General features: G+C 59.4%; 14 protein-coding genes. 2 read left to right on the top strand and 12 right to left on the bottom strand.

Annotated elements, in window-relative coordinates; all coding sequences use genetic code 11:
* Positions 1-101: 101 nt before the first annotated feature.
* Genes FHP24_RS13935 through FHP24_RS13925 form a run of 3 tightly spaced genes read right to left on the bottom strand, consistent with a single transcriptional unit; the run spans position 102 to position 3,791 of the window.
* Positions 102-1,736, bottom strand: coding sequence for a GMC family oxidoreductase (locus FHP24_RS13935; protein WP_139676782.1), 1,635 nt, complete (start codon positions 1,734-1,736; stop codon positions 102-104).
* A 14-nt stretch (positions 1,737-1,750) separates the two neighbouring features.
* On the bottom strand, positions 1,751-2,278 hold the full coding sequence (locus FHP24_RS13930) for a sugar dehydrogenase complex small subunit (protein WP_139676781.1): 528 nt from the start codon (positions 2,276-2,278) through the stop codon (positions 1,751-1,753).
* Between the two features lie 49 nt (positions 2,279-2,327).
* Positions 2,328-3,791, bottom strand: a complete 1,464-nt coding sequence (locus FHP24_RS13925; protein ID WP_139676780.1) for a c-type cytochrome — start codon at positions 3,789-3,791, stop codon at positions 2,328-2,330.
* Between the two features lie 290 nt (positions 3,792-4,081).
* Between FHP24_RS13925 and FHP24_RS13920 the strand changes: the two genes are divergently transcribed.
* Together FHP24_RS13920 and FHP24_RS13915 are read left to right on the top strand one after the other, a co-directional pair.
* On the top strand, positions 4,082-4,981 hold the full coding sequence (locus tag FHP24_RS13920) for a LysR family transcriptional regulator (protein WP_139676779.1): 900 nt from the start codon (positions 4,082-4,084) through the stop codon (positions 4,979-4,981).
* Between the two features lie 201 nt (positions 4,982-5,182).
* Complete coding sequence (locus tag FHP24_RS13915) at positions 5,183-6,418, top strand: PAS domain S-box protein (protein ID WP_139676778.1); 1,236 nt, start codon at positions 5,183-5,185, stop codon at positions 6,416-6,418.
* A gap of 70 nt (positions 6,419-6,488) precedes the next feature.
* Here the strand turns inward: FHP24_RS13915 and FHP24_RS13910 are convergent, their stop codons facing one another.
* The 9 genes from FHP24_RS13910 to modB form a co-directional block, all read right to left on the bottom strand.
* Positions 6,489-6,815, bottom strand: a complete 327-nt coding sequence (locus FHP24_RS13910; protein ID WP_139676777.1) for a hypothetical protein — start codon at positions 6,813-6,815, stop codon at positions 6,489-6,491.
* A gap of 12 nt (positions 6,816-6,827) precedes the next feature.
* On the bottom strand, positions 6,828-7,733 hold the full coding sequence (locus tag FHP24_RS13905; RefSeq protein WP_180356008.1) for a 2-hydroxyacid dehydrogenase: 906 nt from the start codon (positions 7,731-7,733) through the stop codon (positions 6,828-6,830).
* 55 nt (positions 7,734-7,788) lie between these two features.
* Complete coding sequence (locus tag FHP24_RS13900) at positions 7,789-8,568, bottom strand: amino acid ABC transporter ATP-binding protein (RefSeq protein ID WP_139676775.1); 780 nt, start codon at positions 8,566-8,568, stop codon at positions 7,789-7,791.
* A gap of 24 nt (positions 8,569-8,592) precedes the next feature.
* Entirely contained in the window at positions 8,593-9,390 is a 798-nt protein-coding gene (locus FHP24_RS13895; protein WP_139676774.1) for a transporter substrate-binding domain-containing protein, read from the bottom strand.
* A gap of 50 nt (positions 9,391-9,440) precedes the next feature.
* Positions 9,441-10,100, bottom strand: coding sequence for an amino acid ABC transporter permease (locus tag FHP24_RS13890; protein WP_139676773.1), 660 nt, complete (start codon positions 10,098-10,100; stop codon positions 9,441-9,443).
* Between the two features lie 13 nt (positions 10,101-10,113).
* Positions 10,114-10,782, bottom strand: a complete 669-nt coding sequence (locus FHP24_RS13885) for an amino acid ABC transporter permease (RefSeq protein ID WP_139676772.1) — start codon at positions 10,780-10,782, stop codon at positions 10,114-10,116.
* Between the two features lie 73 nt (positions 10,783-10,855).
* Entirely contained in the window at positions 10,856-11,911 is a 1,056-nt protein-coding gene (locus tag FHP24_RS13880) for a LacI family DNA-binding transcriptional regulator (protein ID WP_139676771.1), read from the bottom strand.
* 100 nt (positions 11,912-12,011) lie between these two features.
* On the bottom strand, positions 12,012-13,073 hold the full coding sequence (modC, locus tag FHP24_RS13875) for a molybdenum ABC transporter ATP-binding protein (protein WP_139676770.1): 1,062 nt from the start codon (positions 13,071-13,073) through the stop codon (positions 12,012-12,014).
* A complete protein-coding gene (modB, locus tag FHP24_RS13870) occupies positions 13,070-13,786 on the bottom strand; it encodes a molybdate ABC transporter permease subunit (RefSeq protein ID WP_139676769.1) in 717 nt (238 codons plus the stop codon). Before modB ends, modC begins: the two co-directional genes overlap by 4 nt.

Here is a 13,786-nt window from a genome sequence, read left to right as displayed (position 1 = left end):
AATCTACACCGTTTACCCCAGCCGCCATGATGGCGGTTAGAAGCCCGCATCGTGTCTTCATGTCACGATGCGGGCTTCGTCTCTGACTGCCTTGCGGCGGGTCAGATCTCCTTGATCAACTGTTCCGCAATCCGCACGCTGAGCGCCGCCCCCGTCAGTGTCGGGTTCATGCAGGATGCCGATGGCATGACGCTGGTGCCGGCGATGAACATGTTTGGATGGTCATGGGTGCGGCAATCGCGGTCGACGACCGAATCCGTCGGGTCGTCGCCCATGCGGGTCGTACCCATCACGTGCTGGCGGTTCTGCCACTTCACGTCGGTGGACAACACTTCGGCATCCAGCAGCTTGGCGATCTTGTTGAGGTCCTGCAATCCGCGGTCACGACCGGCATTCCAGTAATCGGTGACGCTGTAATAAAGAACCGGAACCGGGATGCCGAGTGCATCGAACTTGGTCTTCGACGGCGTAACGCGGTTTTCGGCCAGCGGCAGCGGTTCGAAATCGATCGCCCAGTTGAGCGAACGGGCGGAATATTTGCGGATCTGCTCGTCCAGCTTGGAGCCGAGAATGCCCTTCTTGAGAAAACCCTCGGTCATCTGCTGGGTCGGCACGGTGTTGCGCACCTTGATCTTGTAGCTCGGATGGTCCTTGCGGAATTCACCATCGCGCTGGTTAAGATAGACCAGAAGCTCGGTCGGACCTTCACCCGGCCACATGTCTTCCTTGGTCAGCATGTTCATGCTGATGCCGGTATGGTCCATCAGGTTGCGGCCCACCTGATCCGAGGAATTGGCGATGCCGTTCGGATATTTCTGCGAGGTCGAAATCAGAAGCAGCTTGGCGGATTCGATGCCGTAAGCGGCAAGCACGAAATATTTCGCCGTCAGCCGGTGTTCGGAATTGTCCGGCTTCTTGTACCAGATCGCCACGATCTTGCCGTCGTCGCCGGCCTCGACCCTGTAGACCGGCGAGTTGTCGAGCAGCTTGGCGCCATGGCGTTCGGCTTCGTCGATATGCATCGAGCCGTCATATTTGGCGCCGATCGGACAGACCGGATTGCAATTGTTGTTGCCGGCGCAGACCGGGCGGTTGCCATAAGGGCGCGAGGCGCGGCCATGCGGCTCCAGCACGGGATTGAAGCCGCCGACCGAGAGCTTTTCCGCCAGCGTGTCGAACATATAGCTGGTGTTCAACTGCTTCATCGGGAAAGGCATGGAACGCGGCGGCATCGGACCGCCGCCCTGGCCGCTCTCGTCCTGATCGTCCGTGCCGGTCACGCCGAGTTCAAGTTCGGCCTTGTTGTAATACTGCTCGAGATCGTCGTAACCGATCGGCCAGTCCCGGCCGCGACCGTAAAGCGACTGGATCTTGAAATCGTTCGGGATCATCCGCCATAGGGCCGAGCCGAAATGCCAGGTCGTGCCACCGACCACGCGAAGGTAGGAGGTGTTGTATTTCACCGGCCCTTCATATTGCAGGTAATCGCCATAGGTGGAAGGCGCATGTGGAAGGCTCGGAAACGGGGAACCGGCGCCCTGCAGCTTGGCGTTAGCCAGCGACAGTTTTACGGGCGCATTGCGGTAGGTCTCGACGATCTCGCGGCGGTTGACGCGCGGACCAGCTTCGAGAACGATCACCTTCTTGCCGGCCTTGGCGAGGTTGGCGGCGACGATGCCGCCCATCACGCCCGAGCCGATGACGATCAGGTCCGCATCATAGGATGTGTTAGCCATTGTCTTTGTTCCTGTCAGATCTTGCTACCGGGCTTCGGTCCCCAGGCATTGGGGCCAGGACCATAAGACGGGACGGTAAGGAGGCCCTTGGTCGGGCGATACATCAGCGAGTCGGCATAGGTGATCAGCTCCGCATCCTCCGGCTCGCCGACGACGCCGAGATACCAGGCGGACACGACCTTGGTGGCGGTCTTCATCAGCGCCGGATCAGTGCCGGTCAGAGCCAGAAAGCCATCCATGTTCGGCACGCCGGATTGCTTGATAAGCTGCGAAAGAGCGACAAGGCTTGCATCAAGATCAGTGTCGCGTTTCTTCAGCGCCGCCAGGAAGCGTGCGCCGAGCACGGGGTCGAGCTTGTAGCCGGTCAGGAACTCGGACAACTGGGTGAAGGAAGCGGTACTTTCGTCGGCCGCGGCAGCCGATATCGGACCGAGCAGATTGGCAGCGATTGCCAGACCGCCAAGGGCGGCCGTACCGCGCAGCAGGCTGCGGCGCGAGAGATGATGGCCAAGCATGGCCGGGGAAGAAGGATCAAAAGGCATCAGGATCTCCAGGGGAGCGTTCAATGCTGAAAGGAAAAGCGAAACAGGCTCAGCCGAGCGCGGGACGCGAACGGCGGCGCGACAGCAGCCAAATGATCAAGGCAAGCACGATGACGGTAATGGCGATCGCGGCAGGAGCTGCAAGCGGCGCCAGCTTGACGATCAGCGGCTTCTCGCCACCGTCACGGATGCGCACCACATCGGCGGGCGTAACCTTGACGGCCGGGTTGCCGTAATTCGCCAGCACATAATTGCTGACATCGGCAATGTCCTTGTCGGACAGACGATCCGTGAACGATGCGTCAGGACCGAAGGCCGGCATGAAGGCGACATGGTCGCCGACGGTGCGATGCAGGCCGTAAAGGATGGTCGAAACGAGGTTGTCCGGGCGGTCTTCACCGGTCGCCGTGTTGTGGAACAGTGACGGGTAATGGTCGTTGCCCTGCCCTTCCACCTGGTGGCAGGCGGCGCAACTGCCGCTGAACACGTGGTAACCGTTTTCATCCGCCATCTGGCCCGGCAGGCCGCGAAGCGACGCCTCGACCACGGACGAAGGTTTGCCAAGCTCGGCGCGCGACGGCTTGTCACCGGATGCGATCGCTGGCACGTCCCTCAGATAGGTGACGATCGCCTTGAGGTCGTCGTCGGAGAGATGCTGCAGGCTGTTTTCGACCGCTTCCGCCATCGGGCCGGCGGCCTGCGCCTTGCCGGCAACATTGCCTGTCTTCAGATACCGGATCAGCTCATCGTCCGACCAGCCACCGATGCCGGCGACCTTGTCGGACGTGATGTTCGGTGCATACCACGACCCGACAGAACCACCGGCAAGCGGCTGGCTCGCGTCTTCAGCCATGAAGGCGTTACGTGGCGTATGGCAGGTCGAACAGTGCTCCAGCGCATCAGCAAGATAGGCGCCGCGATTCCATTCGGCCGACTTTGCCGAGTTGGGCTGAAAGCGCGTCTTGTCGAGGAACAGCAGATTCCAGACGGCCATCGAGGTCCGGATGGAGAAGGGGAAAGGCAGTTCGGTCTTCTGCGGCTTGTGATCGTCCGGCTTCACCCCGTTCATGAAGTATGCGTAAAGCGCCTTCATGTCGTCATCGGTGATCTTGGCGTAAGCCGTGTAGGGCATGGCCGGATAAAGGTGACTGCCGTCCTTGGCGACACCTTCGCGCACGGCGCGGGCGAAGTCCTCTTCGCTGTAATTGCCGATGCCGTCTTCCTTCGACGGCGTGATGTTCGTCGAGAAAATCTTGCCGAGCGGAGTATCTATACCGTAGCCGCCGGCAAAAGGCGTGCCGCCATGCGGCGCGGTGTGACAGGCGGCACAGTCGGCTGCCGTCGCAAGGTAGCGACCACGCGCCACCAGATCGGAGGCATCGTCCGCAAAGCTGGCGCCGGTCGTTGCGACCAGCGCGGAAAGACAGAGAAACACGGGGCGAAGCGAAGCGGAAATCGGCGCGAACAGAACGCTGCCGATAAACGTACCAGGCGAGACAGGAGGCGTAAGCATATATCCCCGTGCTTTCATCAAGCATGAACAAACAATGCCAGTCTCAAACGTGCCTCCCACACGTCAGACTGGCCTTTATCGCCGCAGACAGAAGCGGCACATCGGGAGAATGCCACTCGTCCCGAAGCAATTCTTGAACAAAAATGCTTGATTGACGGGTTCAGAATCAAACCTGAGGCGTGTCGATGTGTCGCGGTGCGACTTGATTTGTGTCATAGCGCCGTGAAAGATGGCTTGTGTAGTCAGTTTGTCGTACAAACAGCCTTCACCAATCGTGAAAGCTCGCCCGGATGAAATTTGATCTCACCGATCTGAGGATATTTCTGGCCGCCGTCGAAGGCGGGAGCCTTACGGCTGCGGCTTCTCAGAACAATATTGTCGTGGCAGCCGTCAGTGCGCGCCTGCGAAAAATGGAGGAATCCTTCGGGCTGACACTGTTCGAGCGAACGGGTCGCGGTATCAAGCCGACGCTGGCGGGCGATATTCTGGTCGGCCATGCCCGCAAGGTGCTCGACGATACGCGAAAGCTTCAAGTGGAACTCGACGCCTTCTCGGAAGGGCGTGGCGGGACGATCCGCCTCCTGTCGAACACCAATATGCTCTCCGAGCACATGCCACAACTGCTGGGATCATTCTTGCGGGAGAACCCGGATATATTCGTCACCGTCAAGGACAAGCCGAGTTTCGAAGTGGTCAATCTCTTGATCAACGGCGAGGCTGATATCGGCATCGTGGCGTCCTCGGCGGATATGAGCGGCCTCGAGAGTTGGCGGTTCGTACCTGACAGGCTCGTGCTGGTCGTGCCGAAAGACTCCGCGCTCGAAGGACCGGTTGCTTATACCCGGATACTTGACCACGCGCTCATTTCGCTCGATGCAACGGTGGCTCTGTCGCAATTCCTGCGGCGCTTGGCAAACGAACTCGGCAGACGTGGAAATATCCGCGTCCGCGTCGAAAACTTCGAGGCCTTGTGCCGGATCGTCGAATGCGGCGCCGGTCTGGGTATTGTGCCGGAAAGCGCTGCCCGCCGTTACGCCCGTGACATGAGTTTCCGCACGCTGCAGATTGCCGACGGATGGGCCGAGCGCGAGCTTTATGTCTGCGTGAGACATGAGCAGCAACTTCCTCTTTATGCCCAAAAACTCCTGCAGCACTTTCGCGCTTATGCCGAACAAAAGAGAACCATCTGAGCACTTCGAGTTTTGATGCCCCGCAATTTTGCGCAAAGCACCCAGCCTGTAAAAATCCACGATCATTAAAATTTGAATTTTTGTCGCATATTTGACCATCGTCAATTCATGTTAAAAACTGGAATGACAGTAGAACATTTCGATGCAAGAAATCCCCTCTGGGAAATAGGGAGGATATTTCTTGCGGCGAAAGTTTAATTCATGGATTCTGCAGCGGTTTACGAGCAGTCACAATTATATCGCGAAATAGAAATTCCGTTCAGCTTCGCGGAGATCTTCTTTTCCAGAACGGACGGGCGCGGAAAAATCCAGTCCGGCAATGAGGTCTTCCAGCGCATCAGTGGGTATTCCTGGAGCGAACTCGCCGGAAAACCCCATAACATCATCAGGCACGAAGGCGTGCCGCGCGCTGTTTTCTGGTTGCTTTGGGAGCGATTGAAGAAAGGTCTTCAGACCGGTGCCTATGTAAAGAACAAGAGCAAGGACGGCCGTTTCTATTGGGTCTACGCCATCATAACACCGTGCGAAGGCGGCTATCTTTCCGTCCGCATCAAACCAAACAGCGGCATATTTGGTGTCGTACAGGCGGAATATTCGTCTCTGGTACGGATGGAGGCCGAGGAAAGGTTGTCGCCTGCGGAAAGTGCGACACGGCTAATGGCTCGACTGTCCGCTCTCGGTTTCGAAAGCTACGATGCCTTCATGGCGACAAGCCTGTCTGCGGAATTTTCCGGACGTGAGGAGAACCTGCAAAGACAGCCTCGGCAGACACTTGCCCTTTATGAACGGCTGATGCCTTCGGCTACACGGTTGCTGGCTGCGGCCCGCCAGATCTCGGAGGGTTACCTGACCTACAGGTTCGTTCCGCTCAATCTGCTCGTCCATGCAGGCCAGATCGGCGAGGCAGGCGCCGCGATCGCGACCATATCAACGAATTACAACACGCTGTCCGAGGAAATAGAGCGAGGCCTGGAAGGTTTTCTGGAAGCAGCTATTAGAGTCTCCCAAACCATTAATGTCGGTGCATTTCTCCTTGCAACATCCTATGTCCAGCAGGAAATCGCCGCCAGCTTCAGGCAAGAGGCAGCTATAGAGGGCGTCGACCACGCAACCGAGAAAAACTACCTCAACCAGCAGCAGTTGACCTACCAGGGCGAGGCCTTAAAGAGCCTGACCGGCATCGAACAGGAACTGAAGAGTTTCTTCGAGATGGTATCGGAGATGAGACGACTGGCTTCCGGCCTGGCTGCGATCCGCATCATGGGAAAGGTGGAATCCGGGCGCCTGAGTGTCGGCGTGGTGAAAGACCTGATCATGGATCTGGAAGCATTCCAGGACATCGTGCAGAGCGGTCTTTCGGACATCCTGCAGGCCAATAGCGCGCTGAAGCTGGACACATCGCGTTTGCTGGAGGCTTACTCGACCGAAGACGTCTGATCATGTCCGGCTGCGGGCCGGACATGATGAAAAATCCCCGCTAACGGCAGGTCAGCGAGGGGTTATCCGTTTATTGCCCGAGCGCTAGATCGAAGACGTGGTGATGGATATGTCCGTCGAACATCTCCAGCAATCCCTTGGTCATCTCCCGGCTCTCGTAACGCACGGGCGATTCCAGGGCAGTGGCGAGTGCCTCGCGGCTGTCATAGGCGGTCCATAGAACCATGGGAAAGGGCGGAGCGCCCTCGTCCCTCTCGACGGCATAAAGAACCTTGACCTCACGGATGCCGGGAAAGGCCAGCCACATCGGCATCAGCTTTTCCTCGACATAGGCCTTGAAGGCCGTTTCCTTGCCGGCATGGATCGAGCCTTCGAAAAAGGCCTGACGAATGATCATGGATGGCTGCCCTCAGTTGACGGTCGTCGGCGGCTTTTCGCCGGCGAAATAGGCGGCAAGGTTGGTCAAAACCATTTCGCCCATGGCAATGCGGGTCTCGACCGTGGCGCTGCCCACATGCGGCAGAAGCACGGTGTTCGGAGCGGTGAAGAACTCTTCGCGAATGTTCGGCTCGTTGACGAAGACATCGAGGCCGGCGCCGGCAATCTTGCCGGAGGTCAGGGCCGCGAGAAGCGCATCTTCATCGACCACCGTGCCGCGGGCGATGTTGATCAGATAGCCCTTCGGGCCCAGCGCTTCGAGCATTTCGGCGTTGACGATATTGAAGGTCTGGTCGTTGGCGGAGATCACGACGCAGAGCACATCGCTGTCCCGCGCCAGTTCGATCGGCGTGGCACAGGCTGTCCAGTCCGTATCCGTAACCGGCGACCGGTTCCAATAGCGCACCTCCATGCCGAAGGCTTCCGCCTTGCGGCCGACGGCCTTGCCGATCTGGCCCAAACCGAGAATGCCGAGGCGCTTGCCCTTGGGGCTTGTGGCGAGCGGGAAACCGCCCTTGTTCCAGTTGCCGCTGCGGACATAGGTGTCGCCGGCAACGATCTGCCGCAAGACAGCCAGGATGAGGGCGATGCCGACATCGGCAACATCGTCAGTCAGGACGCCGAGCGTGGTGGCAACGTCGATATCATGTTCGCGGGCGAATTTGAGGTCGATCTTGTCGGTACCGACACCGTTGACCGCAACAACGCCGAGGTTAGGCAGCTTGCCGATCCATTCGTTCGAGATACCGCCGCCGCCGCCGGTCGCCGCCGCTCGGATGCGCGGCAACGCCTCTTCGATCGTCTGGCTCTGGCTTGCGTCATAGGCGCGATGCACGGTGTAGAGCGCATCGAGCTTCTCCTCGATCGGCTTCATCATCGGTTCGAGAAGCAGGAGGTCCGGTTTCATCTGTCGTATCCTTGTTATGCGTGGATCAGGAGATCTGGCCGAGGAAGTTCTTCAGGCGTTCGTTCTTCGGATTGTCGAAGAACGTATCCGGCGGTCCCATTTCCAGGATTTCACCACGATCCATGAAGATCACCCGGTCGGCCACCTGACGCGCAAAGCCCATCTCGTGGGTTACGCAGAGCATGGTCATGCCTTCCTTGGCAAGGTCGATCATCGTATCCAGAACCTCTTTGACCATTTCCGGGTCGAGTGCCGAGGTCGGCTCGTCGAACAGCATGATCTTCGGGTTCATGCAGAGAGCACGGGCAATCGCCACGCGCTGCTGCTGACCGCCCGAAAGCTGCGCCGGATATTTCTCGGCCTGCTCCGGGATGCGGACGCGCTCGAGGAAACGACGGGCCGTCTTTTCAGCTTCGACCTTGGAAATGCCGCGGACCTTCATCGGCGCCAGCGTGCAGTTTTCCAGAACCGTCATGTGCGGGAAGAGGTTGAAGCTCTGGAAAACCATGCCGGTTTCCTGCCGCACCAGATCGACATTCTTGCCGCCGGCGGTCAGATCGTGGTTGTCCACCACGATGCGGCCCTGCTGGATGACTTCCAGCTGGTTGATGCAGCGGATCAGCGTCGATTTGCCCGAGCCCGAAGGGCCGCAGATTACGATTCGCTCGCCGCGGCTCACCTCGAGATTGACGTTGTTGAGGGCGTGGAAGGCGCCGTACCACTTGTTGACGCCTTCCATATGCACGGCCAGATCGGAAGTCCCGCGCACGGCCGCCACTGTTGCGTTCGCTTTTGCCTCGGTCATGCGAGGAACTCCTTCACGTCTCAATTACTTCTTGGCAACGAAATCCGGCAGCGGCGAACCGAGCCACTTTTCATGGATCTTGTTGAGTTCACCATCAGCCTTGGCCTTTTCGACGAAGGCGTTGACAGCGGTCAACAATTCGGCCGAACCCTTGCGAACAGCGATACCCTGAACCTGCTGGCTGAGCTGCAGTTTCTGGTCGAAACGGCCGGGAGCGGCCTGTTCGATCTGGGTGGCGACGACGTTGGAGACGCCGATCAGCTCGACCTGACCGGAGAGCAGAGCCTGAACGGCGCTGGCATCGTCATCGAAACGCTGGATCTTGGCGTCCTTCGGAGCAACCTTGGTGACGGCCGTATCCTGCGTGGACGCGCGGGCGACGCCGATCGTCTTGCCCGACAGGTCTTCAGGCTTGGAGACCTTGGTATCGGATGCGCCGAACACGCCGATCGAGATGCCGGCATAAGGCTGCGAAAAATCGACGTTCTTGGCGCGTTCTTCGGTAATGCCGAGCGACGCTACTAGCAGATCGACCTGGTTGCTCTGCAGATAGGGAATGCGGTTCGGGCCGGTAACCGGAACGATCTGGACCTTTACGCCCCATTCGGTGCCGAGCAGCTTGGCCACGTCGGCGTCATAACCGTCCGGCTCGTTCGAGGTATTCATGATGCCGAATGGCGGGAAATCCACCATCATGCCGATCTTGATCGTGCCGGCAGACTTGATGGTTTCAACCGTCTGCGCCGATGCAAGCGAAGCGGTTGCCCCGATCATCAGTGCAGCACCGATGCCGGCGACTGCGATGCGTCTCGAAATGTTCATGTTCCTACCCTTTCTTTTCCACCGGCATCCTCCCGCCGGCAAAGGACCGGTCAACGTGTGGTCGACCGGGAAAACTTCACTTCCATGCGACGTGCCAGCAGCGACAGCGGCCAGCAGAGGACGAAATAGACCGCAGCCACGGTGCCGAACACCATGAACGGGCTGAATGTCGCATTGTTGATAATCTGCCCCTGTCGCGTGAGTTCGGTGAAACCGATGATCGCGGCAAGCGATGTGCCCTTGATCAGCTGCACCAGGAAACCGACGGTCGGCGCCACCGCGATGCGGCTTGCCTGCGGCAGGATGATATAGCGCATGCGGTTGACATAACGCAGGCCGAGGGCTGTTGCCGCTTCACGCTGGCCGGGCGGGATCGCCTCGATACAGCCGCGCCAGATTTCGCCGAGAAATGCGCTGGCATGCAGCGTCAGCGCAACGGCTGCCGCGATCCAGGGATTGATGGCAAAGCCCAAAATGTTCATGCCGAAGAACACCAGGAAGAGCTGCATCAAAAGCGGCGTGCCCTGGAAGATGCGGATGAAACCAGTAGCAAGCAGCCTTGGCCACCTTGCGTCGGATACACGCGCCAGCGCGATCAGCAGACCACCGACGCCGCCGCCGGCAAAGGCGATTGCGGAGAGCGCAATCGTCCACTGCGCCGCCATGACGATGATCAGAAATTCGTTCCAGCCAAAAGGTCTGATAAGCATGATCCAGCCCTCCTCAGCGGCTCAACGGATATCGGAAGGCGACCTTCTCGATCATCGAGAAGACTGCTGAAAACCCGATCGACATGACAAGATACATGGCCGTGATGACGATATAGACCTCGAAGCTGGCGAAGGTCGCAGACTGCAGGTCGTTGCCGGCAGCCGCCAGATCGTCGGCCGAGATTGCGGAAACCACGCTGGAGGTCAGCATCAGATAGATGAACTGGCTGGTCAGCGCCGGATAAACCGTTCTGAGCGCCGGCTTCATGATGATGTAGCGGAAGATTTTCAGCTTGGAGAGGCCGAGTGCGGTGCCCGCCTCGATCTGCCCCTTCTGGATCGACTCGATGCCCGCGCGGATGATTTCCGTGCCATAGGCGCCGAAATTCACCACCAGAGCGACAAGTGCCGCGCTGTTCGGCGAAAGCCGGATACCAAGCGCCGGCAGGCCGAAGAAGATGAAGAAGATCTGCACCAGGAACGGCGTGTTGCGGATGATCTCGATATAGGCATCGATCACCCATCGCAGCGGAGCAACACGCGAGGTCTTGCCGGCGGCACAGAGGATTGACACGATCAGGCCGATCACCATCGCGGCGCAGGACAGCTGGACGGTCACCAGGGCGCCGATCAGGAGCTTGTCAAAACCCGCCAATACCGGCTCGAAATTGAAAGTGTACAAGGGCTCCTCCGCGCTCGTAAGTCGCACCTCCATGCGACGATTTAGATCGATCTAAATCAGTTGTCGGACAACGTCAACCCGAATTTTGGACCCTCCCGAGGCCAGTCCCGCTCCATCTGGCGCTTGACTGGCGAATCCGTAGCTGTGGCGCCTTCACAAGTTTGCGAGGCGGCAGATCCGGCTGGGTCAGGCGATCCAGAAGCAGTTTCGCGGCTCCCTCGCCGATCGCTTCGGGGAATGTGGCAACCGATGTCAGACGCGGGCGCATCGCTTCGGCATCCGCGACATCATCGAACCCCACCAGAGAGAAATCGCGGCCGATCGTGATGCCGAGATCGTAAAGCCCGGCCGACAAACCGAGGGCGACGACGTCGTTAAAACAGACGACCGCACTCGATCGGCCGGGACCGGACGAAAACAATTCGGCGGAATCAGCGATTGCCGCCATCTGGTTCGGAACCCGGATGATGGTGTTGGGATAGAGGCCACGTGCCTCCATTGCCTCGCGAAAACCATCGACGCGCTCCTGATAGGCCGAATGAACAGGGCCGTGCACGGCAAAAGCGATATCGCGGTGCCCCAGTTCGACAAGATGCCCAACGGCCTGGTGCATTCCGACACCGTAGTCGACACCGGCATAATCGCAGTCATCCGTGACATGGCGCAGAACCTGGACGAGAGGCAGGTCCCATTCCGCCATCCGTTCGACCAGCGACATCTTCGTATCCGCCGCCGGGCAGAGGATGATGCCATCGACGCCGTGTTCACGCATACGCGTCAACAGTGTTTCCTGGCGGGTGACGAGGTCACCGCTGTTGACCAGGATCACGACCATTCCGGCCGCATCGATGACCGTTTCGATCCCGGCCAGCAATTCCGTAAAAAACGGGTTTACGAGATTGGGAATCACGACCCCGATCGTCAGGCTCTTGTCGGCCCTCAGCCGCGCCGCACCCATATTGTAGACGTAGCCGAGCTCCTGCATTGCGGCCTCGACCTTCGCACGGGTTTCCGTGCTGACAAGCGGGCTCTTGCGGATGACAAGCGATGCCGTCGCACGCGAAACGCTTGCGTGACGGGCGACATCGAGCAGTGTGACACGGTTCTTTTTTCGGCTTTCGGATACCATAGTGCATCGTCCTCCCGAGCCGAAGCAGTTGCGCCTATAGATTGACCGCGACCCACCATCGGTCAATCCTCTGGCGAGCAAGAAAGTCGATTGCCGACGGCTAACGCTCCAGCGCCACCGTCTTGATGACGGCGAAGACGGGTTTGTCGATGACAAGAGCCAAGCGCTCGACGGAGAGCGTGGTGACGCGGGAAAGCACGATATCGTCACCCGAACGGATGTGGATACGGGCCATGCCCTCGCCATCCGGCTCGACTGCCGACACGAAGCCATCGATGATGTTCAGGGCGCTCAAACCTTCCGGACGGATCGTCGCGACCATCACATCCCGCTCCGGAATGTGCAGGCGCACGTTTTGTCCAGCAACAAGCCTGGCGCTCGGCACGATGATGCTGGCTGCAGAAAGTCTGACGGTCGAAAGCCCGTGCGCCGGGTCTACCATATGCACGGTACCGGAAAGCACGGCGCCGGATTCTCGCCGGTCGGCGGACGGCAGCGATAGAATTTCGGACGGCGTCCCGGTCGCCTCGACCCGCCCATCCTTCATCATCACCACCGTGTCGGCGAGCTGGGCCACTTCTGCGACCGAGTGGCTGACATAAACGATCGGTGTCGCCGTCTCGTCCCGCAGCCGCTGCAGATAGGGAAGGATTTCCGCCTTGCGGGCTTCATCGAGGGCGGCGAGCGGCTCGTCCATCAGAAGCAGGCGAGGCGCTGACAGCAGCGCCCGGCCGATCGCCACGCGTTGCTTCTCTCCACCAGACAGACCACCCGGCCGCCGATCCAGCAGGGCATCGATCCCGAGCATATCAACGATACGACCGAACTCGGCTGCCTGCGCATTCTTTGGTGCGAACCAGCGGCCATAGGTAAGGTTCTGGCGGACCGACAGATGCGGGAAAAGCCGTCCTTCCTGAAAGACATACCCAAATCGCCGCCTGTGCTTGGGCACAAAGATGCGCATTTCCATATCGACCAACACTTCGCCGTCAATCACCAGCCGCCCGTGATCGGGTTTCGCCAGACCTGCGATGATCCGCACCATCGATGTCTTGCCGGAGCCTGAACGGCCGAACAGTGCGGTGACACCGCCTTCGGAGGAAAAGCCGGCATCGAGCGAAAAGGCGCCAAGTTTCTGCCTTGCTTCGACAAGAAGGGTCATTCGGGGCTCACCCTTTTTCCGACGGCATGGGCAAGTAGTTCCGAGGCAAGCAATGCCGCAAAGGAGATGACGATCGCAACGATGGTCAGGCGCATCGCGCCGAGATCGCCTCCCGGCACCTGAGTGAAGGTGTAGATGGCAGCTGACAGCGTCTGCGTCTCTCCGGGGATATTGGAAACGAAGGTGATCGTTGCGCCGAATTCGCCCATCGCCTTGGCGAAAGCGAGAATCATGCCAGCGATGACACCCGGCAGGATCAGCGGCAGGGTGACGGTCATAAACACCCAGGCCGGGCTGGCCCCGAGCGTTCCGGCTGCCTCTTCGAGCTTGCGATCGACGGATTCGATCGACAGGCGGATGGAACGCACCATCAGAGGAAAACCCATGACGCCGCAGGCGAGTGCCGCCCCTGTCCAGCGGAAGGATAGAACGATGCCGAGATATTCGTTGAGGAAGGCGCCGATGACACCGCGGCGGCCAAAGAGAATAAGCAGGATGAAGCCGGTAACCACCGGCGGCAGGATCAGCGGTAAGTGAACGACACCGTTGAGGATAGACTTGCCCCAGAATTTGCCCCGCGCCAGCAGATAAGCGACGATGATGCCGAACGGCAGGCTGACCACCATCGCGACACCGGAAACCCAGAGACTGAGCCGGATCGCCACCCATTCGTCATCGCTTAATGTCAGCCAGTCCAAAGATCCGCTCCGCAT

The organism is Aliirhizobium smilacinae (assembly GCF_006335145.1).
GTDB lineage: Bacteria > Pseudomonadota > Alphaproteobacteria > Rhizobiales > Rhizobiaceae > Neorhizobium > Neorhizobium smilacinae.
The sequence above is the reverse complement of the archived record's forward strand: the minus strand, read 5'-3'. Positions and strand labels throughout refer to the sequence as shown.

What these genes read in the sequence shown, in the direction of transcription:
- FHP24_RS13920 (WP_139676779.1), top strand. Translation starts at nt 4,082, where the DNA reads ATGAAATTTGATCTCACCGATCTGAGGATATTTCTGGCCGCCGTCGAA.
- FHP24_RS13935 (WP_139676782.1), bottom strand. Translation starts at nt 1,736, where the DNA reads ATGGCTAACACATCCTATGATGCGGACCTGATCGTCATCGGCTCGGGC.
- FHP24_RS13925 (WP_139676780.1), bottom strand. Translation starts at nt 3,791, where the DNA reads ATGCTTACGCCTCCTGTCTCGCCTGGTACGTTTATCGGCAGCGTTCTG.
- FHP24_RS13930 (WP_139676781.1), bottom strand. Translation starts at nt 2,278, where the DNA reads ATGCCTTTTGATCCTTCTTCCCCGGCCATGCTTGGCCATCATCTCTCG.
- FHP24_RS13895 (WP_139676774.1), bottom strand. Translation starts at nt 9,390, where the DNA reads ATGAACATTTCGAGACGCATCGCAGTCGCCGGCATCGGTGCTGCACTG.
- FHP24_RS13915 (WP_139676778.1), top strand. Translation starts at nt 5,183, where the DNA reads ATGGATTCTGCAGCGGTTTACGAGCAGTCACAATTATATCGCGAAATA.
- FHP24_RS13890 (WP_139676773.1), bottom strand. Translation starts at nt 10,100, where the DNA reads ATGCTTATCAGACCTTTTGGCTGGAACGAATTTCTGATCATCGTCATG.
- FHP24_RS13900 (WP_139676775.1), bottom strand. Translation starts at nt 8,568, where the DNA reads ATGACCGAGGCAAAAGCGAACGCAACAGTGGCGGCCGTGCGCGGGACT.
- modB (WP_139676769.1), bottom strand. Translation starts at nt 13,786, where the DNA reads ATGCGGAGCGGATCTTTGGACTGGCTGACATTAAGCGATGACGAATGG.
- FHP24_RS13905 (WP_180356008.1), bottom strand. Translation starts at nt 7,733, where the DNA reads ATGATGAAGCCGATCGAGGAGAAGCTCGATGCGCTCTACACCGTGCAT.
- modC (WP_139676770.1), bottom strand. Translation starts at nt 13,073, where the DNA reads ATGACCCTTCTTGTCGAAGCAAGGCAGAAACTTGGCGCCTTTTCGCTC.
- FHP24_RS13910 (WP_139676777.1), bottom strand. Translation starts at nt 6,815, where the DNA reads ATGATCATTCGTCAGGCCTTTTTCGAAGGCTCGATCCATGCCGGCAAG.
- FHP24_RS13880 (WP_139676771.1), bottom strand. Translation starts at nt 11,911, where the DNA reads ATGGTATCCGAAAGCCGAAAAAAGAACCGTGTCACACTGCTCGATGTC.